Origin of the sequence: Mycobacterium tuberculosis complex sp. N0072 (assembly GCF_030323725.1) — a bacterium.
Lineage (GTDB): Bacteria > Actinomycetota > Actinomycetes > Mycobacteriales > Mycobacteriaceae > Mycobacterium > Mycobacterium tuberculosis.
The window spans coordinates 4,214,435-4,241,289 of the sequence record NZ_CP040689.1 but is presented as its reverse complement, the minus strand read 5'-3'; the positions used below and the strand labels follow the sequence as shown (position 1 = coordinate 4,241,289).

Here is a 26,855-nt window from a genome sequence, read left to right as displayed (position 1 = left end):
TTTCGGCCCACTTTACCGGCAGACGATGGCGGCGACGGGTGTATTAGAGAACGCTGGAACCGCTAAACCCGTCCTGCTCATATGGGTATTGGGGCTGATCCTTGGCCCAATTGATATAGCGATCGATGCCGTCCCAAATTTCGACTTGCGGCTGGAACCCGATGCTTTGGCAAGCGAAATGTCAGCGGGAAAGCGCTGGACCTCTCCGGGGCGAGCGTCGCGGTGCTCGATCCTGGCACCGAACTTGTCCGCAACATACTCGACGATGTCCCTCACCCGGGTATCTTTCCCGCTGGCAAAATTGATGGCCTGACCACGCAGGGTTGGAGTTCGTAATACCAGGTTGTACGCGCCCACGATGTCACTGACATACAGGTAATCCCGGGTTGCGCTACCTGCGCCGAAGATTGTCAGGCCTTCACCGTTGATGCCCTGGCGGACCAGCCGCGGAATCAGCGCGCCGAATCGCCCAGCCTTTTGGCGGACGCCGAAGATGTTGAACGGACGGACGATCGTGACGTCGAGTCCGTAGGAGCGAAAGTACGAGTAGCACAAGCGGTCGGCCGCCGCCTTGGAAGCGCCATATGGACTGTTCGGCTTCAGCTCCGCGTGTTCGTCAAGTCGTTCGCCTTCCTTGAGATTGTGTCCGTCGCCGTAGACTTCGCACGTCGATACGTATATCAAGCGGTTCCTGTAGCGCCGGACGGCTTCCAGGACGCGGTAGGTTCCCATGACATTGGTTTCGAGAAAGCTCTCCGGGTCGCCCAAGGACTGGTCCACGTTGACATGCGCGGCCAGGTGAAATACGACGTGATGGTCCCGCACCGCGCGGTCGATCGTCTGGCCGTCGGTTACCGAACCGGATATGAACGCGGCGCGGTCATGCGAACGAAATCCCTGCATGTTACGAACCGCATTCCTCGAAGACTTGTCGAGGACAGTGACCCAATGCCCATTGGCCAGCAGTGACTCGGTCAGATGGCTTCCCTGGAAGCCCGCGCCCCCGGTGACAAGTATTTCCATCCGTCCCGCCCTCTGAGCCTCATCGGCAAACGGTGAACCTAATCCATGCTGCCGCTGGTACGCGGCCGTTGCCAGCCGATCTTGAGATCAACGGCGGCCCGTCACGCGCAAGCCGCGTGAAAGAAGCCGGTCGGCTATAGCCGCCGGAATAGTCCCTACACCCAGTAGGGCACCCGCGCGCGATACTGCCGCATCGCGAACGCCGCCAGCATCCAGCCGACGACGGTCAACACCAGCACCACCAGCCAGTGCCGCAGCTCCTGGTGAGCGCCCAACAGTGGCGCCCGCACGATGTCCAGATAGTGCAGCAGCGGGTTGAGCTCGACGATGCTCGACCAGCGGCCCGCGCCCTGCCGACGCAGGGTCTCGTCGTTCCAGATGATCGGCGTCATGAAGAACAACAACTGCACAACGGAAAACAGCAGCGGGCCGATGTCGCGGTAGCGGGTCGCCAGGATGCCGAAACACAGTGACACCCAAACGCAATTGAGGAAAATGAGCGCCAGCGCCGGAAGAAACGACAGATCCGCCCACGACCACGGCTTAGGAAAGATGATCGCGATGACGAAGTAGATGACGATGTTGTGGGCGAAGAAGATCATCTGCCGCCACACCAACCGATAGACGTGCACGCTCAACGGTGCCGGCAGCTGTTTGATCAGACCTTCGTTGGCGACGAAAACCTCTGCGCCGTCCAGGATGGCGGCGTTGATCAGGTTCCAGACGATCAGCCCGAGCGTGACGTAGGGCAGGTGCTCAGACAGCTCGAGCCGAAACAGCTTGGAATACAGGCCGCCCATCGCGACGGCGGTCGTTCCGGTGGCGATGGTGATCCAGAACGGCCCCAGCACCGAGCGGCGGTACCGCTGCTTGATGTCCTGCCAGCCCAGGTGCAGCCACAGCTCGTGGCGGCGGAACCCGTCGACCAGATCGCCTCGGACGCGGGCCAGTGTCCGCGACTGTGTCTGGAAGCTAGCTTGAGCATCCATGAATGTCATGCAGATCCTCCAGGCTTGCCAAACTTCTCCCGACGGCCCAGGCGGCGCAACCGAATCCACTCCCACAGGCCTTTAGGGTCGCGGCGGGTCACCAGGAAGAACCAGCCGAACCGCAGCCATTCCTGGGCCAATAGTTTGCGCAGGCCGGGTTGCGACAATACATAGCCACGGTTGCGGTAGGTGAAAAACCGCTTCCCGGGATCGTCGGGATATTGGGCGTGCATGCGGCCACAAAGGATCGGCTTGAATTCGTCTGATCCGCAGGGGTGCAGGTAGGCCGCGTCCAGACAGGTTCCGAACGGTAGACCGGACCGGATCAGCCGGCGGTGCATCTCCACCTCGTCGCCGCGGATGAACAGCCGCAGGTCAGGCACGCCGATCGCCGCTAGGGTGGATGCCCGAAACAGTGCGCCGTTGAACAGTGATGCGATCCCAGGCAGCAGCTCTTGGCCCGCCTCGGTGCGCAATTCACTTGCGCGCCTGCGCCATACCAGGCCACGCCGCAACGGAAACGCCAGCCGCGTCGGGTCGTCTATGTTGCACACCATCGGTGACACCTCGGCGAGGCTGTACTTCTCGGCGCACGCCAGCAGGGTTGCCAGTACCCTAGCATCTTGCGCGTGCCCGTCGTCGTCGGCCAGCCACACCCAATCGGCGCCCTGTGCCAGCGCGTGCAGCATGCCCAGCGCGAAACCGCCGGCACCGCCCAGGTTTCGGCGTGACCCCAAATACGTGGTGGCGATCGGTTGTCCCGCGACAAGCTCGCGGACCGGGCTGTCGCCGCAACCGTCGTTATCGACCACGATCAGGTGGTCCGGTAACCGGGTCTGGGCGGTCAGCACATCCAGCGACTTGGCCAGCTCGTCGGGGCGCCGGTGGGTTACCACAACGGCGAAGACCGATTCAGTCATCCCTGGACGTTCTGTCTGTCGGCCTGGGTCTCGGCCAGTACTTCGCGCACGTGCCGGGCGGCGTCCTCACCCTCGTAGGCCCGTACCACCTCTTCGATACCACCGGCGAGCCTGATGACGCCATGGTCAATCCATATCGCGGTCTTGCATAGTCGAGCCAAAAACTCGTTGGAATGGCTTGCGAAAACCAGGATCCCGGAACGTTCGACCAAATTCTGCAGCCGGGACTGGGCCTTCCTCAGGAAGTCGGCGTCCACGGCGCCGATGCCTTCGTCGAGCAACAGGATCTCTGGGTCGATGCTGGTGACCACGCCCATCGCCAGGCGGACTCGCATCCCGGTGGAATAGGTGCGCAGCGGCATCGAAAGGTACTCGCCCAATTCGGTGAATTCGGCGATCTCATCCACTTTCGCCTGCATCTGTTTGCGGGTCTGTCCCAGAAACAGCCCACGAATGATGATGTTCTCGTAGCCGGAGATCTCGGGGTCCATGCCGATGCCCAGATCGAAGACCGGCGCCACCCTTCCGGTGACCTTCGCCCAGCCGCGGGTGGGCTCGTAGATGCCCGAAAGCAGGCGTAGCAGCGTCGATTTGCCGGCTCCGTTGTGTCCGACCAGACCGACCCGGTCACCCAGGTTCAGCTCCATGGTGATGTCGCGCAACGCTTCGATGACGACGACGTTGGAGTTGTTGCGCCCGATGGTGCCGCCCGCTTTACCCAGGACCGCCTTCTTCAGCGAACGTGACTTGGCGTCGAAGATAGGGAACTCCACCCACGCGTTGTGCGTCTGGATATGGGGATGGTGCGGATCCGACACGGCTTACAGGTATTGTCCGGTGCCGTGGCCGTGCTGGCCCGACTTGCCGACCCCGGGCGGCAGCGCACCCTGGCGCATTTGTTGCAGCTGCGCGCGCGCCGCCATTTGCTGAGCAAATAGCGCGGTTTGGATGCCGTGGAACAGCCCTTCCAGCCAGCCGACCAGCTGTGCCTGGGCAATGCGCAACTCGGCGTCCGAGGGCACGGCGTCCTCGTTGAACGGCAGGGTAAGCCGGTCGAGCTCCTCGCGCAGTTCCGGGGCCAGACCATCTTCGAGTTCGCGGATGCTGGTGGCGTGGATATCGCGTAGCCGATTGCGGCTGGCTTCGTCGAGTGGGGCGGCGCGAACCTCCTCGAGCAGTTGCTTGATCATGGTGCCGATGCGCATCACCTTGGCGGGCTGCTCGACCAGGTCGGTCAGCGACGACTCGTCGGAGTCGTTCTCCTGCACCGCTATCAGCCGCGGGTCGACGCCGCCGATGACCTCGACGTCGTCGTCGTCGCTGCCGGTACTCAATCCAATCACCATCCTCTTACGCACCTTCTAGGAGTGTGTTGCTGCGGCAGTGCCGCGCCATTCGTAGATTCGGGCCTCGCCGTTGTCGTAGATCTTCGCCCACGACCTCGATGTCTCTAACGACACTAGTCCGTCCGGCACGGCAAACCCCCGCACCGTCGGAGTGCTGGTCAGGATATAGCGGATACGGAGGACTTGGATGGCCTCGAGTACCCGAGGATCGCTCTCCCCGTTGCGGCCATAGGCCCAGAAGATGAACCGGTGATAGCCCGGGCCCTGTTGCAGCGGGTAGTCGTAGTGGGTCCACAGCGGGTGTAGGCCGGCCACGGCATACATCCACGCGGTGCCGTCCGTGTTGGCGTTGCCAATCAACGTGTCGCGTGCGCCGGGCAAACTCGCCAGGTATGCCATGGCGTCGAGATCTTTCTGGTCGATCATCACCGAGTCGTACTTGTCGCCGAACAGAAATCGGTGCCGGGGAAAGTAATGCCACGCACTGACCAGAGTGGCTCCGATCAGTAGTGTCGCGGTCGCCGATGCCCAGACAGACACCGGCTGGGGTCTGAAACGGTCGGTCAGTCGTTTCGCCGCGGCCACTAGCAACATGACTGTCGCGAACAGCGCCACACCTGCCATCAGCATCAACAGCAGGGTTGTGGCCGCCGCGATGCGGCGCGGATCGTGATAGAAGAACTCGCCGAGTGCGCCGGCCACCCCTCCGATAGGTCCGCCCAACGGTGTTCCCGCGTCGACGTTCATCACAATCAACAGCAGCCAAACCGCCAGCGGCCACCAGATCTTCTTGACCAGCAGAATGAGCCCGCCGATGGCGGCCAACACAATGAGCGCGTACTGGACCGGGAAGTCGTTGAGATGGCGGGAGTGCTGGAAAACAGCGTCGAACAGCCCACGCTTCTTGCTGAGATAGGTGGGAAAAGCGTGTCCGGCGATGATGTCTTCCTGCTGCCTGACGCTCAAGAACTGCGGCAACATGACCAACCCGGCCATCGCTGCCACGCCGGCCAGCGTCAACAGGTCGGCCAGCCTTGATCGCACAGGATGCCGCAGTGCCTCGAAAAGCCACCAGGCCGACACCAACAGCGCTACGACGATACCGCCGGTAATGTGCAGTGAGAAGACGCCGACCAGCGCTAGCACGGCCACCGGGATGCGGTCGCGGTGCCGCAATGTCGAGGTGATCAGCACCATCGTCGGCACCGCGATGCCGTAGGCCGCCAGGTTGGGCATAGCGGCGGTATCGAACTCGACGTAGGGCACCGCGGTGAACGACGCCGAGAGTGCCGCGGCGGTGCCCGCCGCTCCGGCGGCGCGCCACTCTGCCGAGGCGCAGGAGGCCGACCACAGCGCGCCCGGGTGTGAGCGCACCGCGCGCCAGGTGAGAACGGCTGCACTGACCGGAAACAGCCAGACCGAGGCGGCCAGCGAACTCAGTGTGTAGCCGGTGGTGGGTGCCGCGCCGGTTAACTGGCAGAACACCGCGACCAGCCCGTGGAACACCGACGGGTAGTACAACGGGGCATGGGTCTCGACGTTGCGAAGCTCCCCCATGTGAGTCGAGGACGCCTGGCCGGTGTCCAGGATGAAACGTACGGTGTTGGCGTGCCAGACCGCGTCCCAGGTGCTGGGGATGGACTGCCAGTGCGGTATGCCGCGATATGCGGCCCATCCGATCAACAGGGCGCCCAGCAGCACCCCGGCGGCGACCGTAACCGCGGGCCAGCGGCTAACCGCAAGTGCCTCGGCGTCGAGGTCCCGAAAACGGGCAAGCAGTAGCTGCAAACCGGTCGCTACAGCGCACGTCACCGCCAAGGCGGCCAGCGCGGTCCAACCGTTCCAGGGAATTCCGAGCGCGCCATAGGGGATGATCGCGAGTGCCACCACGCCGTATGTCAGCGCCGGGCCAACCGCGATGGCGACCGGCCACCTCAGCTGGGCGATGCGAGCAACCATTGCCCCCGGCGCTATCAGCAAAATCAAAGCGATTAGCGTACCGAACCACAGGCCCACTCGATTAGTATGGCTGGCCGGGTGACATGGCTCAGGGAAGCCCGGGCGGGCTGGGACGTCTAGGACACCCGAGTTCTAAGGTGGCTGGCATGGCATACGACGTCGCCCGGGTGCGCGGATTGCACCCATCGCTGGGTGACGGATGGGTGCACTTCGATGCACCGGCCGGAATGCTGATTCCCGATTCCGTCGCGACCACCGTGTCGACGGCCTTCCGCCGGTCGGGCGCTAGCACAGTGGGTGCTCACCCGTCGGCGCGGCGTAGCGCGGCGGTACTCGACGCCGCCCGTGAAGCGGTGGCCGATCTGGTCAACGCTGACCCGGGCGGCGTGGTGCTGGGCGCCGACCGGGCGGTGCTGCTGTCGTTGCTGGCCGAAGCGTCGTCCTCACGCGCCGGGCTGGGATACGAAGTGATCGTCAGTCGTCTTGACGACGAGGCCAACATCGCTCCGTGGCTGCGGGCGGCGCACCGCTACGGCGCCAAGGTTAAGTGGGCCGAGGTCGACATCGAGACCGGCGAGCTGCCGACGTGGCAGTGGGAGAGCCTGATCAGCAAGTCAACCAGGCTGGTCGCCGTCAACTCCGCATCCGGAACGCTGGGCGGGGTCACCGATCTGCGGGCGATGACCAAACTGGTGCACGACGTGGGGGCACTGGTGGTGGTCGACCATTCCGCGGCCGCGCCGTATCGGTTGCTCGATATCAGAGAAACCGACGCCGACGTGGTGACGGTGAATGCGCATGCCTGGGGTGGTCCGCCGATTGGGGCGATGGTTTTCCGTGACCCGTCAGTGATGAATTCCTTCGGATCGGTTTCGACCAATCCGTATGCCACCGGGCCGGCGCGCCTGGAGATCGGCGTGCACCAGTTTGGTCTGCTGGCTGGTGTGGTCGCCAGCATTGAGTACCTGGCGGCGCTCGACGAGTCGGCTCGCGGCAGCAGACGCGAACGACTAGCGGTGTCGATGCAATCTGCTGACGCGTACCTGAACCGGGTCTTCGACTATCTGATGGTGTCGTTGCGCTCGCTGCCATTGGTGATGCTGATCGGTCGCCCGGAAGCACAGATACCGGTGGTCAGCTTCGCGGTCCACAAGGTGCCGGCTGACCGCGTGGTGCAGCGGCTGGCGGACAACGGAATTCTCGCGATCGCCAACACCGGCTCACGCGTGCTCGACGTGCTGGGCGTCAACGACGTCGGCGGCGCGGTCACCGTCGGGCTGGCGCATTACTCGACGATGGCCGAAGTCGACCAGCTGGTGCGCGCGCTGGCGTCGCTAGGTTGATCCGGCCGCGAGGTTCGCCTATACCGTCAGCAGAATCTTTCCGAACGTCTTGCCCGACAACATCAGTTCATGCGCTTGTGCCGCCTGTTGGATGGGCAGCCGGGTGCCGATGACGGGCCGGACCCGGTTCGCGGCGATCATCGGCCAGACCGAGGCCGCCACCGCCTGGGCGATGGCCGCCTTGCCGTGCGGGCCGCTGACCGGCCGGGCCCGCAGCGTGGTACCGATGACGCGCGCCCGCTTGGTGAGCAGCTTGCCCAGGTTGAGCTCGGCCTTCACCCCGCCCTGCATGCCAATGACTATCAGCTGGCCGTCGGTGGCCAGCGCGTCGATATTGCGGTCCAGGTAGGACGCTCCCATGATGTCGAGGATGATGTCAGCGCCGCTACCATCGGTCTCTTGCTTCAGCCGCGCGACGAAATCCTCGTCGCGGTAGTTGATGGTGATTTGGGCGCCCAGGTCGCGACAGAGCTCCAGTTTCTCCGGTGAGCCGGCGGTGATCGCCACCCGTGCTGCCAGGGCGCGGGCCACCTGGATCGCGTGGCTGCCGATGCCGCTGGCCCCGCCGTGAATCAGCACCAGCTGACCCGGCCGCAGATGAGCGGTCATCACCAGGTTCGACCACACCGTGCACGCCACTTCGGGCAGGGCGGCTGAGTCGACCAGGTTGACGCTCGGCGGAATCGGCAGCACCTGGTCGGCCGGAACGGCAACGTATTCGGCATAGCCGCCGCCGGCAAGCAAGGCGCAAACCTCTTGTCCGGCAGACCATTCGGTAACCCCGGGACCGACCGCAGCGACGATGCCGCTCACCTCCAGGCCGATGATGTCGCTTACTCCCGGGGGCGGCGGATATTTGCCGGCGGCCTGTAGCACGTCGGCGCGGTTGACACCGGAAGCGGCAACCTTGATGAGCACTTCGCCCGGCCCAGCCGACACGTCGGGGACTTCCTGCCATACCAGTCGATCTGAGGATTCGGCGACGACGGCACGCATGATGGTCACGCTACCGGCTCGTTACCCTTATCAGCGGTGGCGTGGCAGAGCGGCCTAATGCACTCGCCTTGAAAGCGAGAGACGGCTAACACCGTCCGGGGGTTCAAATCCCTCCGCCACCGCTGTATCCCCGCCGCTTGGGGGTGGCTTGTTGCGTTGGGTGACGTGGGCGCGTTCGCGTTTAATGCGGTGGGCCAGCTCGGCCGCTCGGGTCCGGCGCCGTCGTGGCATCAGCAGGGTGTGAGTGGGACCAATGGCTGGCGGGGATGGTGCTGGGGGTAGTGCGGCGGTGGTGGTGTGCCAGCTAGGTAAGAAGATTCGGCTGTCGGGATGAGTGGTGTAGGTGTGGCCGTTGGGCGCGGTCCAGATGATGGTGCCGTCGGGCAGTTGCACATCACGCCAGCCGGTCCAGAAGGTCTTGAGAAGGTGGTGTTTGCGGCAGAGGCATTTCAGGTTGGACGGGTGGGTGGGCCCGAGTGGGTAGGGCAGTGTGTGGTCGATGTCGCAGAATTCGGTGGGCTGGTCGCAGCCGGGGAATCGGCAGGTCATGTCTCGGATCCGGACGAATTCGGCCAGCTTGGCCGACGGCCGGTAGTGCGGCTCCGATCGCAGATCGCCGGGATGGCGCACGCGGCTGAGGGCGGCCCCACCGCGGATCAGCTCGGCCAGCAGTGGCGCGGGCACCACACCCCCGCCGCTGATCAGCGCGGCCGGCGGCTTGACCGCCGGGGTGGCGGGTGCTTCGGGTGCCAACGCGGGTTCCGGGCCGGATAGGCGTGGGTCAGGTGCAGCGCCTAGTGCTGCCGCGTCGGCGACGACGTGGATGACCACACCGGTTGCCTGCCGGTGGTTGCCGGCACTGGATGGGCAGTCGGAATTACCGCAGCCGCAGGTAAGCCGATCAGCGCCGGCGGCCAGCGCGCCCAGCGCATCGGCGCGCCGCTGGGCGATGGTTCGGGGATCGTCGTCGCAGACGCCGTGGGCCAGCTGGGTGAGGCGCTTATCCAGCATGGCGGCGTCGGTGGCAAACAACCGGCCCCATAGTGCGGCGGTGCCGGCATCTTCGTCGGGATCACCGATGCACAGGTCGCGGCTGCGGGCCGAGATACGGGTGCGTCGCAGTGCGGCGGGATCGTACCGATCAATCCAGGAGTCGATAGCCTTTTCCAGTTTGGGGGCCGACAGCGGACCCCACGCTGTGGCGTGTTTGGCCAGGGCGGCATCGAGCAGACTCAGCGCTTCGGGGTCGCGAACCAGGTAGGTGCGCCAGGCGATGATCGACACCAGCCGCGCGCTGAGCTGCCCGGCCAAAAACAACGCCGCCACCTGGGGCAGTCGGTTTAGGGTGAGGCTCAGATGCATCTGCCCGGAGGCCTTACGGTGGCTTACGGTCAGTGCGGCGGCCACCTCGGCGGCCGCGCAGTCCCAGCCGTCGCACGCCCAGTCGGCCCGCTGGTCATTGCCGGTGCGCCGGCTGGTGAGTTCGGCGATCGCTGACAGGCGGCGGGCGCCGGCGGCCACCTCGGCACGCGCGCAGTCCTCGATTGCGGCAAGCAGCGCGGCATCGTCGGCATCGCGCAGCTCCACCGGGTCCGACAACGATATCTCGAACATACGTTCGAGTATAGCAGGTCTGCACCGACCACGTTGACTCGTTGATAATGCGCGCGTACGGCGGCGCATCTTGACATAAGGCAACAGGCCGACATGTGACCGGCACGACAAAGCCGTCCGGCTCGGTTAGGGCGGCGTGGCGTGCTCGTGGGCAGATCAGCCCGACGATGCCCGTGGTATTTCGGCGGTAATGGCGTTCAGCAGGGCGCCGTAGCGCCCAGCCTCGGGGTCCCTACCGGGTTTGCCGCTACTGATCAAACCGCCCGACAGAGCTCGTTCGGGGTCGGCCCAAACCGCAATGTTGACCAGACCGAGATGGCCGAATGCCGCCGGCGCGTTGCGCCCGAACGGCCCGTACTTGGCGGACCCCAGCATGAACCCGGTGCCCCAGCGAAGCGGCATCAGCCCGGTGGCGAAGTCCGGTCGCAAGCGCCGGCATTCCGTCACCGCGCCGCGCAGCGTCTCGGGACTCAGTACACGAACACCGTCGAGTTCGCCACCGCGGCGCAGGATTTCCATAAAGCGGGACAGCTCGTTGGCCGTTGACACAGTGTTGGACGACGGGAGGATGGTGCTGAGGAAGAACGGGGTGTTCGTATAGGGGATGATCTCGTGCACGGTTCCGCCGATCGCCTTGCGGAACACCGCGGCGATCACCGGCGGCAGCTGCCGCCCGGTGGCGTGACTGGGCGCGACCAGCGGCACATCGCGCTCGGCGACGCCGAAGTTGGTCCACCGAAAGCCCAGCGGGTCGAGGATCTCGGTGGCCAGGATCTCGCGGATTTCCTTGCCGGTGGCCGCGTAGACGATCTCACGCATCAACGGACCCCAGGTCAGCGCGTGGTAGATGTGTACCAGTCCGGGCCGATATAGCGGCCGTAGTTCGCCGAGCCTTTCCACCGCGTATTCATGGTCGTCCGCGCGTCTGACGTCGGGTCGGGGCCCGGTGGGAAACGGGACGCCTGCGCTGTGGGTCAGCACGTGCCGGATCGTGGTGCGGTGCTTGCCATGACTGGTGTAGGAGGGCAGGTACTCGCAGACGCGGTCGTCGAGCGCGAAGTGTCCGCGCTCGACGAGCATGTGTACAACGGTCGCCGTGATCGCCTTGGCCGCCGAGTACACGCAGAACGGGGTGTCAGTCGTCACCGGGATCTTCTCGGCATCGGCCTCATCGGTGGGGGCGTTGCCCCAGCCGTGCCCGATCGCGCGGTTGAGCACGACCCGCCCATGGTGCCGAATGCACAACTGGATCGCGGGATGCATACCGGCCCGATACCAATGGCGTGCGGCCCGCCAGATCCGGTCGACGGCCGCACCGTCGATTTCGGAGTGGTCCTCTTCGCCGGTTGCCGTGACGGCGTCTAGGTCGGCCGGGACACGGATCTTGCCGTCGCCAGCGCGCATGGTCGCCGGGTCTACTCGCCGGTGAACTGGGGCGGGCGCTTGGCGAACGTCGCGGAAATACCTTCGGTGAGGTCCTTGGACGGCAGAAACGCGGCGTTCCAGGCGGCGACATAGCGCAGGTTCTCCGAGACGGCGGACGTGCGTTGTTGGTCGAGAACGTCCTTGATGCCGTAGACCGCCAAAGGTGGGTTGGCGGCGATCTCGGCGGCAGTCGCGTGGGCCGCGGCCAGCGTCTGGTCGGCGTCATCGTAGACGTCGTTGACCAGGCCGATCTTCTCGGCGCGGGCCGCGTCGATATTTTTGCCGGTCAGCGCGAGTTCTCGTAGATGGCCGTCGCTCAGGATTAGTGGAAGGCGCGCCAGGCTGCCCATGTCGGCAACAATCGCTAGCTTGACCTCGCGCACCGAGAACTTCGCGTCGGCGCTGGCATACCGGATGTCGACCGCGGAGATCAGGTCGACGGCGCCGCCGATGCACCAACCCTGGACGGCCGCGATCGTGGGGGTGCGGCAGTCGGCGACGGCGTTGATCGCCTTCTGCATGCGCAGTATTTCGGTGTGGAAGTCCGTGCGTGGGCGGGCCAGCGCGCCGTCGGCGATCAACGGGGCGAACATTCCGCCCATGGCCGGTACGTCCAGGCCGTAGCTGAAGTTCTTGCCCGATCCGGTGATGACGATGGCCCGCACCTCACGGTCGGCGTCCAGGGCATGGAACACCTCGGGCATCTCCGACCAGAATGCGGGCCCCATCGCGTTGCCCTTGCCCGGCCCGATCAGCGTCACCTGCGCGACCTGGTCCTTGGTTTCGACGGTGACGGATTCGTAGGTTTCGCCCATGCCCAGACCGTAGCGTGGCCAGTATGCCGCCTGAATCGCGACCCGGACCAGATTCCCCACCGACCGACGAGCTGGCGTGCGCGGAAGCCGCGCTGCAGGTGCTGCAGCAAGTGCTGCACACCATCGGCCGCCAGGACAAGGCCAAGCAGACACCGTGCCCGGGGTACGACGTGAAAAAAACTAACCGAGCATTTGCTCAACTCAATCATGGTCCTCGGCGGCATGGTCGGCGCGGAATTCTCACTGCGTGCGGACATTGACTCTGTGGAGCGCCTGGTGAGCGGCGCCGCCCGTTCGGCCCTGGACGCCTGGCACCGTCACGGTCTGGAAGGAGACGTATCGCTGGGTCCCGGCTCGATGTCGGCCAAGGTTGCCGTCTCGGTCTTCTCGGTCGAATTTCTGGTGCACGCCTGGGATTACGCGGTCGCCGTCGGGAGTGAGCTGAAGGCTGCCGATTCGTTGGCCGAATACGTCCTAGAGCTGGCACGAAAGCTCATCAAGCCGGAGGAACGTAGTGTGGCCGGTTTCAATGAACCGGTCGACGTGCCGGAAGATGGCGGGGCGCTGGAGCGGCTGATCGCGTTCACCGGCCGCAACCCGGCCAGATAGCCGTGACGCTCGAGCGTGGGCGTCGAATTTTCTTACGGGCCACGCTCATTGGTCGCTCCGCCAGCGGCGGGCGAACCGCAGGAACGCGTCGTTCTCCTCTGGTGCGGCGACGGTGACCCGAACGCCATCCGTGCCGTACGGGCGGACCACGATGCGTGCATCGGCGGCCTGCTCCACGAAGTCTTGGGTGCGGGATCCCAGCGGAAGCCAGACAAAGTTGGCCTGCGATGGCGGCAGCGTGAACCCGGCAGCACGCAACTCGGCGCTGACGCGGGCGCGCTCGGCAACCACGGTGTCGGTACGGGCCAGCAGCTCGTCGGCGGCGTCCAGGGACGCGATGGCCGCGGCCTGCCCGATACTCGACACGGTAAATGGCACGTAGACCTTGTCCAGCGCGGTTATGACGTCGGGGTGGCCGATCGCGTAGCCGATCCGCAACCCCGCCAGGCCGTACGCTTTCGAAAACGTACGCAGCACAACGACATTGTTGTGTGCGCGAACCAGGCCTAAGCTGTCGGGCCGCATGCCGTCCCGGATGTACTCCACATACGCCTCGTCGATGGCGATCAGGATGTGCGCCGGAACCGCCTCGACGAAGCGGGCCAGCGCGTCCGGACCGACGACGGTGGAGGTCGGATTGTTGGGGTTGCACACGAAGATCAGCCGGGTGCGGTCGGTGACCGCGGCGAGCATGGCGTAGAGGTCGAACGTGTGGTCGGTCAACGGCACCTGGATGGGGATAGCGCCGGCGACCCGGACCTGTGGTGGATAGAGCTCAAAGCTGCGCCAGCCGAAGACCACTTCGTCACCAACCGAGGCGGTGACCTGAACGAGTTGCTGGCAGAGGCTGACCGAGCCGCAACCGACGGCGACGTGCTCGGGAGCGAAGTCCGGGCCAAGATGCCGGGCCAGCGCGGCCTTGAGCTGCACGCAGCCGTTGTCGGGGTAGCGGTTGACCGTGTCGGTAGCCCGGTCGATGGCGGCACGGACGCTGGGCAGCGGGCCGAACACGGTTTCGTTGCTGGCCAGCTTGATGGCGCCCGGCACCGTTTTGCCGGGCACATAAACCGGCAGCCCAGCCAGCTCGGGTCGCAGGCGGGCGGTCACGTCGACAGCATATGTGGCGGCTGTGTACGCTAGGCCTCCGGCGGCTCGGGGAGTCCGGGTACTCTCGGGAAGTCCATGGAGGCGTGCCAGAGCGGCCGAATGGGGCTCACTGCTAATGAGTTGTCCCCCTTCAAGGGGACCGGAGGTTCAAATCCTCTCGCCTCCGCAGTCCTTTAGGGGACACAACTGAAGACAAGCGCCCGTAGCTCAACGGATAGAGCATCTGACTACGGATCAGAAGGTTGGGAGTTCGAATCTCTTCGGGCGCGCTCTTTACTAGCGCAAACGCGTTCCGTTGGTATCAGGCGCCGGGAAAGCTGTCACGGATTGTCACAACTCGTGCCCAACTCTGCGCGCCGTCGGCCAGCATGTCGGGCTGCGAGCGCACATACGTGGTGGAGCTGTGCCCGCGCCGGCGGAGAAGGCCTTGAGCCAGGTCGGGTTCCGCCGCATCGCCGCGGATTTGGCTCGCCCGGCCGAGACGGTGCGGGGTTGGCTGCGTCGCTTTGCCGAGCGTGCCGAGGCGGTTCGGTCGGTGTTCACCGTCATGTTGCGCGCGGTGGATCCGGATCCGGTGATGCCGGATGCGGCCGTCGGGGTGTTCGCCTATGCGGTGACGGTGATCGCCGCGGTCGTGACCGTGATCGAGTGCCAGTTCGCGCTGTCCACGGTGTCGCTGGCCGAGACGGCGGTGGCGGTATCGGGTGGGCGGCTGGTGGCGCCGGGGTGACCCGGCGAGTGGGTGCAACACGAGTCGACCCTGCCCTAACCGCCGATTGGGCCGTAATCCTGTGCGCTGTCGTGTGTTCACGGGACACCAAACGGAAAGGAGCGGCCGGTGGCGGTCGGCGATGATAAGGCGAGGTGCGCGCGGAGCGCGCGAGGGCGATCGGATTGTTTCGGTATCAGTTGATCCGGGAGGCCGCCGATGCAGCGCATTCCACCAAGGAGCGGGGAAAGATGGTGCGCGAGCTGGCCTCCCGTGAGCACACCGACCCGTTCGGGCGGAAGGTTCGGATCAGCCGGCATACCATCGACCGCTGGATTAGGAATTAGGGACTGGCGCGCCGGTGGGTTCGACGCCTTGGTGCCCAAACCCGTGCCAGTGCACGCTGCGCACCCCGGTCGAGGTGCTGGAGTTGGCGGTGGCGCTGCGCCCCGAGAACCCGGACCGTACCGCTGGGGCGATCCAACGGATCCTGCGCGCCCAGCTGGCTGGCGACCGCATAGCGTTGCGTGGCCGGGGTTCGTAGCCATCGGTGCGGGAAGCTCGCCGTTGTGCCCACGTGCGGGTCAACTGGCGGCTCGCCGTCACTGTTCGTCACTGTTGCTCACCAAGGTTCGCGGAGGCAAATACGATGCTTAGTGGCATACAACAGAACACGCTTATGGATAACGATCCCCTCGCCCATGGCTACTACGTAGCCGACCTGCTCGTCGCGCTCGCGGTCGTGGTGCTCATGCTGCGCGCTCGAAGGACTCGACCCGAGCTCGCGCGGATGCTGTTGCTCGGCACGCTCATCGGTCTGGTCTGGGAGCTGCCGGTGTTCGGGCTCAGCGCTTGGACCAACACCCCGATCATCGAGTGGGCCACGCCGCTCCCGCTCCCCACCGTGGTGTTCCTGCTCGCCCACTCCGTGTGGGATGGTGCCCTCCTGACCATGGGCTGGCTGCTGGCGCGAGCGCTCACGGGCGAGCCCGCGGGCGCCCTCGGCCTGACCGTCCAGGTGCTCTGGGGACAGCTCACGGCCCTGGCCGTGGAGTTGTCGGCGATCCTCGCCGGGACCTGGTCCTACGTCGACGACCTGTGGTTCAACCCGGTGATGTTCTGGTTTCGTGGTCACCCGGTGACAGCGGCCATGCAGCTGACCTGGCTGCTGGCGCCGCTGTGCTTCGCGGCCCTGGTCAGGCGGCTCGCGCTCACCGCCAGGTAATCAAGGCGCGGTCTTCGACAGGGTCGCTCGGGTGCCGGCCACGAGCGCGGACAGGATCTGCAACCTCGAGCCCGTATCGCCAACCGATGTCCGCGCACCCCATCATGGTGCGGTTCAAACACGCCCTACGGCTTTAGGAGAGCCTGCAACAGCACCTGATCGTGGTCTCGAAAATCGTGGTCTCGAAAGGTGTTCTGAGCTGGCCATTTGACGCCATCCGGCACGACCCGAAACCACGGCGTGTCGCGGATTCACCGACCACAGATCACCGTTCGATGCCGGGCTCAAAAAATCGCGCAGCCATTCGGAGAATCACTTGTCGAGGGCGCGGAGCAGAAGGTCCTTGATCTCGGCCTGTCCCTCTTCCAGAGACCGCACCCGCGCATTGGTGTCGTCGGACTTGGCCGCGAGCTGGCCGACTTTGGTCGTCACGCGGTCCAGTCGTCCGGTGTGTTCCCGGACGGTCGTCGCGATTTCTCGCTGGTTGGCGCCCGGCGGGTTGACGGCCGCGAGGACGGCTCGATAGTCGGCCTGGTTCGCTTCCAGAGCGGCGACCCGTGCTCCAAGCTCCTTCAGCGTCGTCACGGGCTCATCCTATCCGGCAGATCAGCAGGCGGTTCCTCCGCAAAGTGCGGCTGCAACCTACCGACTTCGTGCGCGGCGAGGAACGCGCCCCCTGGGGGTATCCGCCCGCGTCAGACAACAGTGCCTCGGTCTGATCGGTAATAGGCGACCGCCTCGAGGTCCACATCCGCCACCTGCTCGAAACGTCAGGTCTTGGGGTGCGGGGTGTACCGGACGGTATGCGCCCAGATCGTGCCGTCTCGGAATACGAAAGTATCGACTCCGTCGTCGACTCGGCTGACCGCGGAATTCGCGGTCCACTCCAGGAACAGTATGTCGCCCTCGAAGATTTGGGTCTTTAAGTCCCACAGTGCGTTTGGTATGTCGTCGAGCAACTTGACGAACAGTTGGCGAATACCTTCCTTGCCGCGCGCGATACCGGCCGGAGTGATGACAAAGGAGTCGTCGGCGTAGTCGGCGACGATCTCATCGAGGTCGCCCGCGGCGAGCGCCTGGCCGTGGTGGGCGAATACCTCCTGCGGCGTACGTGGCGGCGTGGACCCCATCGCGCTCCTCTGCAACCTGTAGACCATCTGGGAGAAAGCGTAGGACACTCTTGACGAGCGCGCGGGCCCCTCGGCGGCTGGAAGAATAGTTTGCAAAACTGACGTTTCCGGCCTGGGGGAGGATTAACTGTGCCGCGGACCGACAACGATTCCTGGGCCATTACCGAGAGCGTGGGCGCCACCGCACTGGGTGTGGCGGCGGCGCGTGCGGCCGAGACCGAGAGCGACAACCCATTGATCAACGATCCGTTCGCGCGGATCTTTGTGGACGCGGCCGGCGACGGGATATGGAGCATGTACACGAATCGCACGTTGCTGGCCGGTGCGACCGACCTCGACCCGGACCTGCGGGCGCCGATACAGCAGATGATCGATTTCATGGCCGCCCGGACCGCGTTTTTCGACGAGTATTTCCTGGCTACCGCCGACGCTGGGGTGAGGCAAGTAGTGATCCTCGCCTCGGGCCTGGACTCGCGTGCCTGGCGGCTGCCCTGGCCGGACGGCACCGTGGTGTACGAGCTGGACCAGCCCAAGGTGCTGGAATTCAAATCAGCCACGTTGCGCCAGCATGGCGCGCAGCCGGCTTCGCAGCTGGTGAACGTTCCCATAGACCTTCGTCAGGACTGGCCAAAGGCACTGCAGAAAGCCGGATTTGACCCATCGAAGCCGTGTGCGTGGTTAGCCGAAGGGTTGGTGCGGTACCTGCCGGCGCGGGCTCAGGATCTGTTGTTCGAGCGTATCGATGCGCTCAGCAGGCCGGGCAGTTGGTTGGCGTCCAACGTCCCCGGCGCCGGTTTTCTCGACCCTGAGCGAATGCGACGCCAGCGTGCGGACATGCGGCGGATGCGGGCCGCGGCAGCCAAGCTGGTCGAAACTGAGATATCAGATGTCGATGACCTCTGGTATGCAGAGCAGCGCACCGCGGTCGCCGAGTGGCTGCGTGAACGTGGCTGGGACGTGTCGACGGCAACGTTGCCCGAGCTGCTGGCTCGGTATGGCCGCAGCATCCCTCACAGTGGCGAAGACTCAATCCCGCCAAACCTTTTCGTATCCGCGCAGCGGGCCACGAGCTGACGGAGATCGCGGGCTATTCCGCGAGCATGGCCGCCACGTCGTTCTTGATCACCGCTATCGCGTCAACCGGAGTGAGGTCCTGGCCCTGTTCGTTCTGTCCGAGCTGAGGCCACCCGGCGCCGTTGGGCCCGCGCAGTTGGTCCCATATCTCGCGGACTTTGGTCAGTAGTTCGGTTTGTTCTTCGTCGGTGAGTGCCATCAGCGGTCCTCCGGTCGTTGTGACGCCGCATGCGGCGGCAAACTGTTGCGGTGTTAGTCCGTTGGCAGAGTTCATATCGCATCGACCGAACGGTGGAGCGCCCTGTGGAAGATTGGGGCTATACCCACTGCCGTCGGTGTACTGGTGCGCCACTTGTCCGGGAAGGTTCGGATTGGAACCATAACCCGCGCCAATGACGCGCAGGCCCGCCGGGCGAACACGCCACATGTTGAAGAAGTCGTAGGCGTTGGCATAACCGATGATTCGCACGGGCGAGCCGGCGTAGTCTGCCAGGTTCCAGTACAGCCGGTTGATCCAGCTCGACCCGTCACCGGGCGGGTTCCCGCCTGATTCGACATCCAGCATCAGCGCGACCCGGGGATGCAAGCCGCCCGCTGCGTCGATCATCGAGCGCACGGTGTTGGCATTGGCCCACCAATTCGGACGGGCGTAGGTGTAGACGATTCCGAATGTGAGTCGCCCGCTGTCGAATGCCGAGCGCATCCATCGGTAGTTGTGCGCGAAATTACGATCCCGATAGGTGCCGTCGCAGACGCGGATCGACAGCACTCGGTAGGGATACGAGTTATTCACGGGCACTTGATATTCGGAGACATCTGCGAACAAAGTGTCTGTCACGGCACCTCAATTCCCCGCTATCGGAATGCGTATCGTCATGCTACCGATCCTTGGCTATGTCTGATCGAACTGTCCGGGTCGGCGACTTCCACAACGGCGACGGAGAGCGACCAATTGGCGTTGGTCCGGGACGCTGCCTCAAGCGTGGCAGCGGGATTTGCTTCAGCAGCCCGGTCGCCAGCAGCCGCTACTGGTACCAACATGCGCGCCGACGTGAGTGGGGTACCGCCCGGATCCGGCCCGCTGGCAGGCTCCGAACGTGCCCCAAATCGGGTTTCATAGCGCGCACATAGGATCCGCATGGCGTCTGCTCAGCCGTGTGCGGATACTTGACGCTGTGACGCAGCACCGCATCTCGGTTGAGCGTGTCGTAATGCGGCGCGCCGATGGCCAACCGGTCACTGTGCTGGTGGTCGACGACGAACCCGTTCTGGCCGAGATGGTGTCCATGGCATTGCGGTATGAAGGTTGGAACATCACCACCGCCGGTGACGGATCGTCGGCGATTGCGGCGGCCCGCCGCCAGCGGCCCGATGTGGTTGTGCTCGACGTGATGTTGCCTGACATGAGCGGTCTTGACGTGCTGCACAAGTTGCGCAGCGAGAATCCAGGCCTGCCGGTTCTACTGCTGACGGCCAAGGACGCGGTGGAAGATCGTATAGCTGGGTTGACCGCGGGGGGCGACGACTACGTCACCAAGCCGTTTAGCATCGAGGAGGTCGTGCTTCGGCTGCGGGCGTTACTGCGTCGCACGGGGGTGACGACAGTCGACAGCGGTGCCCAGCTAGTGGTCGGAGACTTGGTGCTGGACGAAGACAGCCACGAGGTGATGCGCGCCGGCGAACCGGTGTCGTTGACGTCCACCGAGTTCGAGCTGCTGCGGTTCATGATGCACAACTCCAAGCGGGTGCTGAGCAAAGCCCAGATTCTGGACCGCGTCTGGAGTTACGACTTCGGCGGCCGGTCCAATATCGTGGAGCTGTACATCTCGTACCTGCGCAAAAAGATCGACAACGGTCGCGAACCCATGATTCACACGCTGCGCGGCGCCGGCTATGTGCTCAAGCCGGCCCGCTAGCAGTCCGCGAATTTGGTCGCTTCGGCTGCGGCTCCTGGTCGGACAGGTTGTCGTCCTCGCCGTGGTGTGTGTGGGAATCACCGCGGCAACCGAAATGGCGCTGCGTCGTCATCTGGTGGCACAACTTGACAACCAACTCGGCGGAACGTCGTACCGCTCGGTGTTGATGTATCCGGAGAAAATGCCCCGTCCGCCCTGGCGGCGCGAGACGCACAACTACATCCGGTCGGGCCCCGGTCCGAGGTTTCTCGATGCTCCGGGCCAGCCGGCCGGGATGGTGGCGGCGGTGGTCAGCGACGGCACGACGGTCGCCGCCGGATATCTGACCGGCAGTGGTTCGCGGGCGGCGTTGACGTCAACCGGCCGGTCCCAGCTGGAACGGATCGCCGGCAGCCGCACACCGCTGACCCTGGATCTCGACGGTCTGGGCCGGTACCGTGTGCTGGCCGCTCCGAGCCGAAACGGGCACGACGTCATCGTCACCGGCCTGTCGATGGGCAACGTCGACGCCACGATGTTGCAGATGCTGATCATTTTCGGAATCGTCACGGTGATTGCGTTGGTCGCCGCGACGACCGCCGGAATCGTCATCATCAAGCGGGCGCTGGCGCCGTTGCGGCGCGTCGCGCAAACCGCGAGCGAAGTCGTCGACCTACCGTTGGATCGCGGCGAGGTCAAGCTACCGGTCCGGGTGCCCGAACCTGACGCAAACCCCTCCACCGAGGTGGGGCAACTCGGGTCGGCGCTCAACCGGATGCTCGACCACATCGCTGCCGCACTGTCGGCGCGGCAGGCCAGTGAAACCCGTGTGCGCCAGTTCGTTGCCGATGCCAGTCATGAACTGCGAACTCCCCTTGCGGCGATCCGTGGTTACACGGAATTGACGCAGCGGATAGGGGACGATCCCGAGGCCGTCGCACACGCGATGAGCCGGGTGGCATCGGAGACCGAGCGGATAACACGTCTCGTCGAGGACCTGCTGCTGCTGGCGCGTCTGGACTCGGGGCGGCCGCTGGAACGCGGACCGGTGGACATGTCGCGGCTTGCGGTTGACGCGGTCAGCGACGCTCATGTTGCCGGACCAGATCACCAGTGGGCGCTCGACCTGCCCCCCGAACCGGTGGTCATCCCGGGTGATGCGGCACGGTTGCACCAGGTGGTGACCAACCTGCTGGCCAACGCCCGCGTGCACACCGGTCCCGGCACGATCGTGACGACGCGCTTGAGCACCGGGCCGACGCACGTCGTGCTGCAGGTGATCGACAATGGGCCGGGTATTCCGGCCGCGCTGCAGTCCGAGGTTTTCGAGCGGTTCGCCCGCGGCGATACGTCACGGTCCCGCCAAGCCGGTAGCACCGGGCTCGGCCTGGCGATCGTCTCCGCTGTGGTCAAGGCGCACAACGGAACGATCACCGTGAGTAGCTCACCCGGATATACCGAGTTTGCGGTGCGGTTGCCACTTGACGGATGGCAACCGCTCGAATCGTCGCCGCGCTAGGCCTGACTGCCCGGCTCCGACGCGCTGTTCACAGCCCGCATCGACACGCTTTAGGTTAGGAACAGGTCACCTCGATTTCGAACGACTTGTTCACCGGTGACATCGGGTTGGCCATGTCGACCCCGGTAGCGGTCCCAGTGATCTTGTAGTGGCTGCCGTCCTTGGTTGCCGAGGCGTTACCCTGTCCGGTGCCCGACGTGTATCCCAGCGTGACGCCGTTGACGTTACCGAGCCCAACGGACTTCACCTCCGGAGGGTTGCCGTCGGTGAGCACGGCGGCAATGCCGGTCGCCGCCCCGCCGATCGCGATGTTGACATTGCCGGCCGCGGTTGTGCACACCACGGAGCCGGTGACGTTCTGGTCCTTACCGTCGATGACGACCTTCGGCCCGGAGGCGGCGCCGGGGCTTGCCGTCGTGCCTGCCGCGGTCGTGGTCTCACCGCTTCCTGTAGTCGACTTGTTGCTTGAACATCCGGAAAGACCTGCGACCAGAATGGCGGCTCCGGCTACCGCGACCGTCAGTCCACGCTTCACCCTGTGCTCCTTTGCCTGTCGTAGCGGTCCATCGGCATTGAGGACCGCTTCGGCAGTATGCGCGTTAGCAGGGCCCGAGGTCTAGGTGCGGCGGAAAATTCTCTCTTTCTGGTCGGTAGCGTGGTTCGCCAACGGCATCTACCGGCGTGCACCGTAGTAGTGGCAATGTAGTGCCGATGGAACACAAACCTCCCACTGCCGTCATCCAGGCGGCACACGGTGAACACTCGTTACCGTTGCATGACACAACGGATTTCGACGACGCCGATCGCGGATTCATTGCCGCGCTGTCCCCGTGTGTGATCAAGGCTGCCGATGGTCGCGTGGTGTGGGACAACGACGCGTACTCGTTTCTCGACGGTGCCGCGCCGACATCGGTGCATCCCAGCCTGTGGCGGCAATCCCAGCTGACCGCGAAACAGGGCCTCTACCAGGTGGTGCCGGGCATCTATCAGGTCCGCGGATTCGATATCTCCAATATCAGCTTCGTTGAGGGTGACACTGGGCTGATCGTCATCGACCCGTTGGTGTCCACCGAGGTGGCCGCCGCCGCGCTGGACTTGTATCGCGCCCACCGCGGAGCCGACCGCCCCGTGGTCGCGGTCATCTACACCCACAGCCATGTCGATCATTTCGGTGGGGTGCTCGGCGTCACCACCCAGGCCGACGTGGACGCGGGAAAGGTGGCGGTGCTGGCGCCGGAGGGGTTCACCGCGCACGCCGTGCAGGAAAACATCTACGCCGGCTCGGCGATGATGCGCCGTGCGGGCTACATGTACGGCACCGTGTTGGCGCGCGGTCTCCGGGGGCACGTCGGCTGCGGCCTCGGGCAGACACTGTCGACCGGTGAGGTTTCGCTCGTCGTGCCGACGGTCGACATCACCGAGACCGGGGAGACCCACACCATCGACGGGGTGGAGATCGAGTTCCAGATGGCCCCGGGCACCGAGGCCCCTGCGGAGATGCACTTCTATTTCCCGCGCTTCCGCGCGTTGTGCATGGCCGAAAACGCCACGCATAACCTGCACAACCTGCTGACCCTGCGCGGCGCCTTGGTGCGCGATCCGCGCGCCTGGTCGGGCTATCTCACCGAGGCGATTGACACCTTTGCCGACCGAACCGACGTGGTGTTCGCCTCGCACCACTGGCCGACGTGGGGACGCGAGAAGATCGTCGAGTTCTTGTCGCAACAGCGCGACATGTATTCATATCTGCACGATCAGACGCTGCGGCTGCTGAACCAGGGCTACACCGGTGTGGAGATCGCCGAGATGTTCCAGCTGCCACCGGCGCTGCAGCGGGCATGGCACACCCACGGCTACTACGGGTCGGTCAGCCATAACGTGAAGGCGATCTATCAGCGTTACATGGGCTGGTTTGACGGTAACCCGGGCTGGTTGTGGCCGCATCCGCCCGAGGCGCTGGCGCCGCGTTATGTCGACGCGTTGGGTGGCATCGACCGAGTGCTGGAGCTGGCCCGCGAAGCCTTCGACGCAGGTGATTTCCGTTGGGCGGCAACGCTTCTCGACCATGCGGTGTTCGCCGACAGCGAGCACGCTGCGGCCCGCGGGCTCTATGCCGACACCCTGGAGCAGCTGGCCTACGGCGCGGAGTGTGCGACCTGGCGCAATTTCTTTCTGACCGGGGCCGCCGAGCTGCGCGACGGGAACCCGGGCAGCTCCGGGCAAGTCCCGGCGCCCACGTTTTTCGCCCAGCTGACGCCGGACCAAATCTTTGACGTCCTGGCGATCAGCATCAATGGCCCACGCGCATGGGACCTCGACCTGGCCATCGATTTCACCTTCACCGAGCCGGATGTCAACTATCGGCTCACGCTGCGCAACGGCGTGTTGATACATCGCAAGCTTCCCGCCGATCCGGCGACGGCGAACGCGACGGTGACGGTGGGCGACAAGGTTCGGTTGGTCGCCGCGGCGCTGGGCGATATCAGCTCACCCGGTTTCGAGGTGTTCGGCGACCGGACGGTGCTGCAGACATTCTTGAGCGTCCTCGACCGGCCCGATTCGGCCTTCAACATCGTGACGCCGTAGTTCGGCGGTACCGCTCGGCGCCGAGTCGAAGGCGGCCTGAGCTAAAGCCGGGCATTGCGCGAGTGGTAAACAAGTTCGGTGACTTCGGTTGACCGACTCGACGGGCTCGATCTGGGCGCGCTGGACCGGTATCTGCGTTCGCTGGGGATCGGGCGCGACGGCGAGTTGCGTGGCGAGCTGATCTCCGGTGGACGCTCCAATCTGACCTTCCGGGTCTATGATGACGCGTCGAGCTGGTTGGTGCGCCGTCCGCCCCTGCACGGGCTGACACCGTCGGCGCACGACATGGCCCGCGAGTACAGGGTGGTCGCCGCGCTGGGAGACACACCGGTTCCGGTGGCGCGCACGATCTCGCTGTGCCAGGACGACTCGGTGCTGGGCGCGCCGTTCCAGGTTGTCGAATTCGTTGCCGGGCAAGTGGTGCGCCGGCGCGCCGAACTCGAAGCGCTCGGCAGCCGTTCGGTCATCGAGGGCTGTGTCGACGCCTTGATCCGGGTACTCGTCGACTTGCATAGCATCGACCCGAAGGCCGTCGGACTGAGCGATTTCGGCAAACCCGACGGCTATCTGGAACGGCAGGTGCGCCGGTGGGGGTCACAATGGGAGCTGGTGCGGCTGCCCGACGACCACCGCGACGCCGACATTTCGCGACTGCATTTAGCCCTGCAGCAAGCCATTCCACAACAGAGCCGCACATCGATCGTGCACGGCGACTACCGGATCGACAACACGATCTTGGACACCGATGACCCATGCCATGTTCGCGCGGTGGTGGACTGGGAGCTCTCCACCCTGGGGGATCCGCTGTCCGACGCGGCCCTGATGTGCGTATACCGCGACCCCGCGCTGGACTTAATTGTGCATGCGCAGGCAGCGTGGACTTCGCCGCTGCTGCCAGCAGCCGACGAGCTGGCCGATCGGTATTCACTCGTCTCCGGGCAGCCGCTAGGCCACTGGGAGTTCTACATGGCCTTGGCCTATTTCAAGCTCGCCATCATCGCCGCCGGCATCGACTACCGCCGACGCATGTCCGAGCAGGCCGAGGGGAAGGACACCGCGGCTGAGTCGGTGCCTGACGTTGTTGCGCCGCTGATCGCTCGCGGTCTGGCAGAGATTGCCAAGAAGAGCGGGTAATCCCGCGTCGGGGATGCCCAGTTAGCGAAGGGCGGCCGCGTGGGTCTTTTTGGCCGCACGTCGCAACTGAAGGATCCGCGCGGTGCCGGCGAAGACGGTGATCAGCCCGCCGCCCACGGCCGCCAGCAAGATAGCCACCCCTAGTGGCAGGCTCCAGCGCCAGCCGAAGAACGCAAATTGGGCCGAGGCGGTGTTCTGGGCGATGAATATCAGCAACAGGATGAGGATCAGAAAGCCGACGATCAGCGCCGACCATACGGCGGCGGCGCGGGTGAACTTGACGGGTGGCTCTTCCGGTGCCTTACCGGGCACCGAGCCAGGCACCGTTGTACCGCTGAGTGGTTGATCAGCCGAGGAAGAGGGATTGCTGGTCATGACACCATTTTTGTCCTATCCCACACAGAATGAAACCAAACCACGCCGGAAAAATCCCAGTACATGCCGAGTTGTGGAAGCACGGCGCCGCCGCTGACGATAGTGTCAACTGCATGAGGATGCTGCGACGCCTACGTCGCGCAACTGTCGCTGCGGCTGTGTGGCTCGCGACGGTGTGCCTGGTTGCGTCCTGCGCCAATGCTGATCCGCTCGGGTCAGCGACCGGCAGTGTGAAGTCCATCGTCGTCGGGTCCGGTGATTTTCCGGAATCGCAGGTGATCGCCGAAATCTACGCACAAGTGTTGCAGGCCAACGGTTTCGACGTGGGGCGGCGGTTGGGAATTGGCAGTCGAGAGACGTATATCCCGGCGCTCAAAGATCATTCCATCGACCTGGTGCCGGAGTATATCGGCAACTTGCTGCTGTACTTTCAACCCGACGCCACGGTGACCATGCTCGATGCCGTTGAGTTGGAGCTCTACAAGCGACTTCCCGGCGATCTGTCGATCCTGACGCCGTCGCCGGCCTCTGACACTGACACCGTCACCGTCACCGCCGCTACCGCCGCCCGGTGGAACCTGAAAACGATCGCCGACCTGGCCCCGCATTCCGCGGATGTGAAGTTCGCGGCGCCGTCGGCCTTTCAGACCCGGCCGTCCGGGTTGCCCGGGCTGCGGCACAAATACTCACTCGACATCGCGCCGGGCAACTTCGTGACCATCAACGACGGCGGCGGTGCGGTGACCGTGCGAGCACTGGTGGAGGGAACGGCCACAGCCGCCAACCTCTTCAGCACCTCTGCGGCTATCCCGCAAAACCACCTGGTGGTGCTGGAAGATCCCGAACATAACTTCCTAGCCGGAAACATTGTGCCGCTTGTGAATTCGCGAAAGAAGTCGGATCACCTCAAAGATGTGCTGGACGCGGTGTCGGCAAAGCTGACCACTGCCGGCCTGGCCGAGCTCAATGCAGCGGTGTCCGGCAACTCCGGGGTGGACCCCGACCAGGCCGCGCGGAAATGGGTGCGGGACAACGGTTTCGATCACCCAGTGCGGCAGTAGG

At 64.8% G+C, this 26,855-nt stretch carries 23 protein-coding genes, 3 tRNA genes and 4 pseudogenes; 14 read left to right on the top strand and 16 right to left on the bottom strand.

All coding sequences use genetic code 11. From position 1 onward, the window contains the following. Window positions 1–43: 43 nt before the first annotated feature. From FF952_RS19925 to FF952_RS19900, 6 genes and pseudogenes are all read right to left on the bottom strand, one after another. Window positions 44–1,023, bottom strand: a pseudogene (locus FF952_RS19925) (NAD-dependent epimerase/dehydratase family protein). Between the two features lie 155 nt (window positions 1,024–1,178). Next, window positions 1,179–2,021 carry a galactan export ABC transporter permease subunit Wzm/RfbD gene (gene wzm / locus FF952_RS19920; RefSeq protein ID WP_003420610.1) on the bottom strand — a complete coding sequence of 281 codons (843 nt, stop codon included), beginning with the start codon at window positions 2,019–2,021 and terminating at the stop codon, window positions 1,179–1,181. Then, window positions 2,018–2,932 carry a galactofuranosyltransferase GlfT1 gene (glfT1, locus tag FF952_RS19915; RefSeq protein WP_003420606.1) on the bottom strand — a complete coding sequence of 305 codons (915 nt, stop codon included), beginning with the start codon at window positions 2,930–2,932 and terminating at the stop codon, window positions 2,018–2,020. Before glfT1 ends, wzm begins: the two co-directional genes overlap by 4 nt. Then, entirely contained in the window at window positions 2,929–3,750 is an 822-nt protein-coding gene (wzt, locus tag FF952_RS19910; RefSeq protein WP_003420603.1) for a galactan export ABC transporter ATP-binding subunit Wzt/RfbE, read from the bottom strand. Before wzt ends, glfT1 begins: the two co-directional genes overlap by 4 nt. Before the next feature lie 3 nt (window positions 3,751–3,753). Beyond that, complete coding sequence (gene bpa / locus FF952_RS19905) at window positions 3,754–4,290, bottom strand: proteasome activator protein Bpa (protein ID WP_003899690.1); 537 nt, start codon at window positions 4,288–4,290, stop codon at window positions 3,754–3,756. Window positions 4,291–4,293: 3 nt separating this feature from the next. Then, a complete protein-coding gene (locus FF952_RS19900; protein ID WP_003420597.1) occupies window positions 4,294–6,294 on the bottom strand; it encodes a DUF6541 family protein in 2,001 nt (666 codons plus the stop codon). Window positions 6,295–6,383: 89 nt separating this feature from the next. Here FF952_RS19900 and FF952_RS19895 point away from each other — a divergent pair, with 89 nt between their 5' ends. After that, entirely contained in the window at window positions 6,384–7,580 is a 1,197-nt protein-coding gene (locus FF952_RS19895; RefSeq protein ID WP_003420595.1) for a cysteine desulfurase-like protein, read from the top strand. 18 nt (window positions 7,581–7,598) lie between these two features. Here the strand turns inward: FF952_RS19895 and FF952_RS19890 are convergent, their stop codons facing one another. Continuing rightward, complete coding sequence (locus FF952_RS19890; RefSeq protein ID WP_003917958.1) at window positions 7,599–8,576, bottom strand: NAD(P)H-quinone oxidoreductase; 978 nt, start codon at window positions 8,574–8,576, stop codon at window positions 7,599–7,601. A 35-nt stretch (window positions 8,577–8,611) separates the two neighbouring features. On the opposite strand from FF952_RS19890, the gene FF952_RS19885 reads away from it, so the two are divergent. After that, a tRNA-Ser gene (locus tag FF952_RS19885) sits at window positions 8,612–8,698 on the top strand. A gap of 487 nt (window positions 8,699–9,185) precedes the next feature. Here FF952_RS19885 and FF952_RS19880 read toward each other — a convergent pair. The 3 genes and pseudogenes from FF952_RS19880 to FF952_RS19870 all read right to left on the bottom strand — a co-directional run. Next, a pseudogene (locus FF952_RS19880) lies at window positions 9,186–10,190 on the bottom strand (DUF222 domain-containing protein); the annotation flags it as partial. 156 nt (window positions 10,191–10,346) lie between these two features. Then, window positions 10,347–11,594, bottom strand: coding sequence for a lipase LipE (gene lipE, locus FF952_RS19875; RefSeq protein ID WP_003420590.1), 1,248 nt, complete (start codon window positions 11,592–11,594; stop codon window positions 10,347–10,349). An 11-nt stretch (window positions 11,595–11,605) separates the two neighbouring features. Continuing rightward, window positions 11,606–12,430 (bottom strand): crotonase/enoyl-CoA hydratase family protein, encoded by an 825-nt coding sequence (locus FF952_RS19870; RefSeq protein WP_003420587.1) that lies wholly within the window; start codon window positions 12,428–12,430, stop codon window positions 11,606–11,608. A gap of 23 nt (window positions 12,431–12,453) precedes the next feature. Between FF952_RS19870 and FF952_RS19865 the strand changes: the two are divergent. Then, window positions 12,454–13,039 (top strand): annotated as a pseudogene (locus tag FF952_RS19865) (TIGR03086 family metal-binding protein). 45 nt (window positions 13,040–13,084) lie between these two features. Here the strand turns inward: FF952_RS19865 and FF952_RS19860 are convergent. Beyond that, window positions 13,085–14,146 (bottom strand): aromatic amino acid aminotransferase, encoded by a 1,062-nt coding sequence (locus FF952_RS19860; RefSeq protein WP_003420576.1) that lies wholly within the window; start codon window positions 14,144–14,146, stop codon window positions 13,085–13,087. 77 nt (window positions 14,147–14,223) lie between these two features. Here FF952_RS19860 and FF952_RS19855 point away from each other — a divergent pair. From FF952_RS19855 to FF952_RS19835, 5 genes and pseudogenes are all read left to right on the top strand, one after another. After that, window positions 14,224–14,312, top strand: a tRNA-Ser gene (locus FF952_RS19855). 30 nt (window positions 14,313–14,342) lie between these two features. After that, a tRNA-Arg gene (locus tag FF952_RS19850) sits at window positions 14,343–14,415 on the top strand. Between the two features lie 134 nt (window positions 14,416–14,549). After that, on the top strand, window positions 14,550–14,876 hold the full coding sequence (locus tag FF952_RS19845; protein ID WP_003420573.1) for a hypothetical protein: 327 nt from the start codon (window positions 14,550–14,552) through the stop codon (window positions 14,874–14,876). A 108-nt stretch (window positions 14,877–14,984) separates the two neighbouring features. Further along, a pseudogene (locus FF952_RS19840) lies at window positions 14,985–15,360 on the top strand (helix-turn-helix domain-containing protein); the annotation flags it as partial. A 144-nt stretch (window positions 15,361–15,504) separates the two neighbouring features. Next, the gene (locus FF952_RS19835) at window positions 15,505–16,080 is read left to right on the top strand and encodes a hypothetical protein (RefSeq protein ID WP_003420565.1); all 576 of its coding nucleotides are present in this window, start codon (window positions 15,505–15,507) and stop codon (window positions 16,078–16,080) included. Window positions 16,081–16,392: 312 nt separating this feature from the next. Here FF952_RS19835 and FF952_RS19830 read toward each other — a convergent pair whose 3' ends face one another. Further along, the gene (locus tag FF952_RS19830; protein WP_003420563.1) at window positions 16,393–16,665 is read right to left on the bottom strand and encodes a hypothetical protein; all 273 of its coding nucleotides are present in this window, start codon (window positions 16,663–16,665) and stop codon (window positions 16,393–16,395) included. A 185-nt stretch (window positions 16,666–16,850) separates the two neighbouring features. After that, entirely contained in the window at window positions 16,851–17,210 is a 360-nt protein-coding gene (locus FF952_RS19825) for a nuclear transport factor 2 family protein (protein WP_003420560.1), read from the bottom strand. 129 nt (window positions 17,211–17,339) lie between these two features. Here FF952_RS19825 and FF952_RS19820 point away from each other — a divergent pair, with 129 nt between their 5' ends. Further along, window positions 17,340–18,284, top strand: coding sequence for a class I SAM-dependent methyltransferase (locus tag FF952_RS19820; protein ID WP_003420557.1), 945 nt, complete (start codon window positions 17,340–17,342; stop codon window positions 18,282–18,284). A 13-nt stretch (window positions 18,285–18,297) separates the two neighbouring features. Here the strand turns inward: FF952_RS19820 and FF952_RS19815 are convergent, their stop codons facing one another. Further along, the gene (locus FF952_RS19815) at window positions 18,298–19,122 is read right to left on the bottom strand and encodes a glycoside hydrolase family 25 domain-containing protein (protein ID WP_003912342.1); all 825 of its coding nucleotides are present in this window, start codon (window positions 19,120–19,122) and stop codon (window positions 18,298–18,300) included. 373 nt (window positions 19,123–19,495) lie between these two features. Between FF952_RS19815 and tcrX the strand changes: the two genes are divergently transcribed. Continuing rightward, window positions 19,496–20,200 carry a two-component system response regulator TcrX gene (tcrX, locus tag FF952_RS19810; RefSeq protein ID WP_003420552.1) on the top strand — a complete coding sequence of 235 codons (705 nt, stop codon included), beginning with the start codon at window positions 19,496–19,498 and terminating at the stop codon, window positions 20,198–20,200. Then, window positions 20,178–21,698 (top strand): two-component system sensor histidine kinase TcrY, encoded by a 1,521-nt coding sequence (gene tcrY / locus FF952_RS19805; RefSeq protein ID WP_031652448.1) that lies wholly within the window; start codon window positions 20,178–20,180, stop codon window positions 21,696–21,698. The genes tcrX and tcrY overlap by 23 nt, the downstream gene beginning before the upstream one ends. A 55-nt stretch (window positions 21,699–21,753) precedes the next feature. Here tcrY and lpqH read toward each other — a convergent pair whose 3' ends face one another. After that, window positions 21,754–22,233, bottom strand: coding sequence for a lipoprotein LpqH (gene lpqH / locus FF952_RS19800; protein ID WP_003420544.1), 480 nt, complete (start codon window positions 22,231–22,233; stop codon window positions 21,754–21,756). A gap of 170 nt (window positions 22,234–22,403) precedes the next feature. On the opposite strand from lpqH, the gene FF952_RS19795 reads away from it, so the two are divergent. Both FF952_RS19795 and FF952_RS19790 read left to right on the top strand, forming a co-directional pair. After that, window positions 22,404–24,284 carry an alkyl/aryl-sulfatase gene (locus tag FF952_RS19795; protein WP_003900750.1) on the top strand — a complete coding sequence of 627 codons (1,881 nt, stop codon included), beginning with the start codon at window positions 22,404–22,406 and terminating at the stop codon, window positions 24,282–24,284. A 78-nt stretch (window positions 24,285–24,362) separates the two neighbouring features. After that, window positions 24,363–25,418, top strand: a complete 1,056-nt coding sequence (locus FF952_RS19790) for a phosphotransferase family protein (RefSeq protein ID WP_003420539.1) — start codon at window positions 24,363–24,365, stop codon at window positions 25,416–25,418. 21 nt (window positions 25,419–25,439) lie between these two features. Here the strand turns inward: FF952_RS19790 and FF952_RS19785 are convergent, their stop codons facing one another. Then, window positions 25,440–25,793, bottom strand: a complete 354-nt coding sequence (locus tag FF952_RS19785; protein ID WP_003899680.1) for a LapA family protein — start codon at window positions 25,791–25,793, stop codon at window positions 25,440–25,442. 113 nt (window positions 25,794–25,906) lie between these two features. On the opposite strand from FF952_RS19785, the gene proX reads away from it, so the two are divergent. After that, window positions 25,907–26,854: a glycine betaine/carnitine/choline/L-proline ABC transporter substrate-binding protein ProX gene (gene proX / locus FF952_RS19780; RefSeq protein ID WP_003420531.1), complete on the top strand. Its 948-nt coding sequence runs from the start codon at window positions 25,907–25,909 to the stop codon at window positions 26,852–26,854. The last annotated feature ends 1 nt before the right edge of the window (window position 26,855 follow it).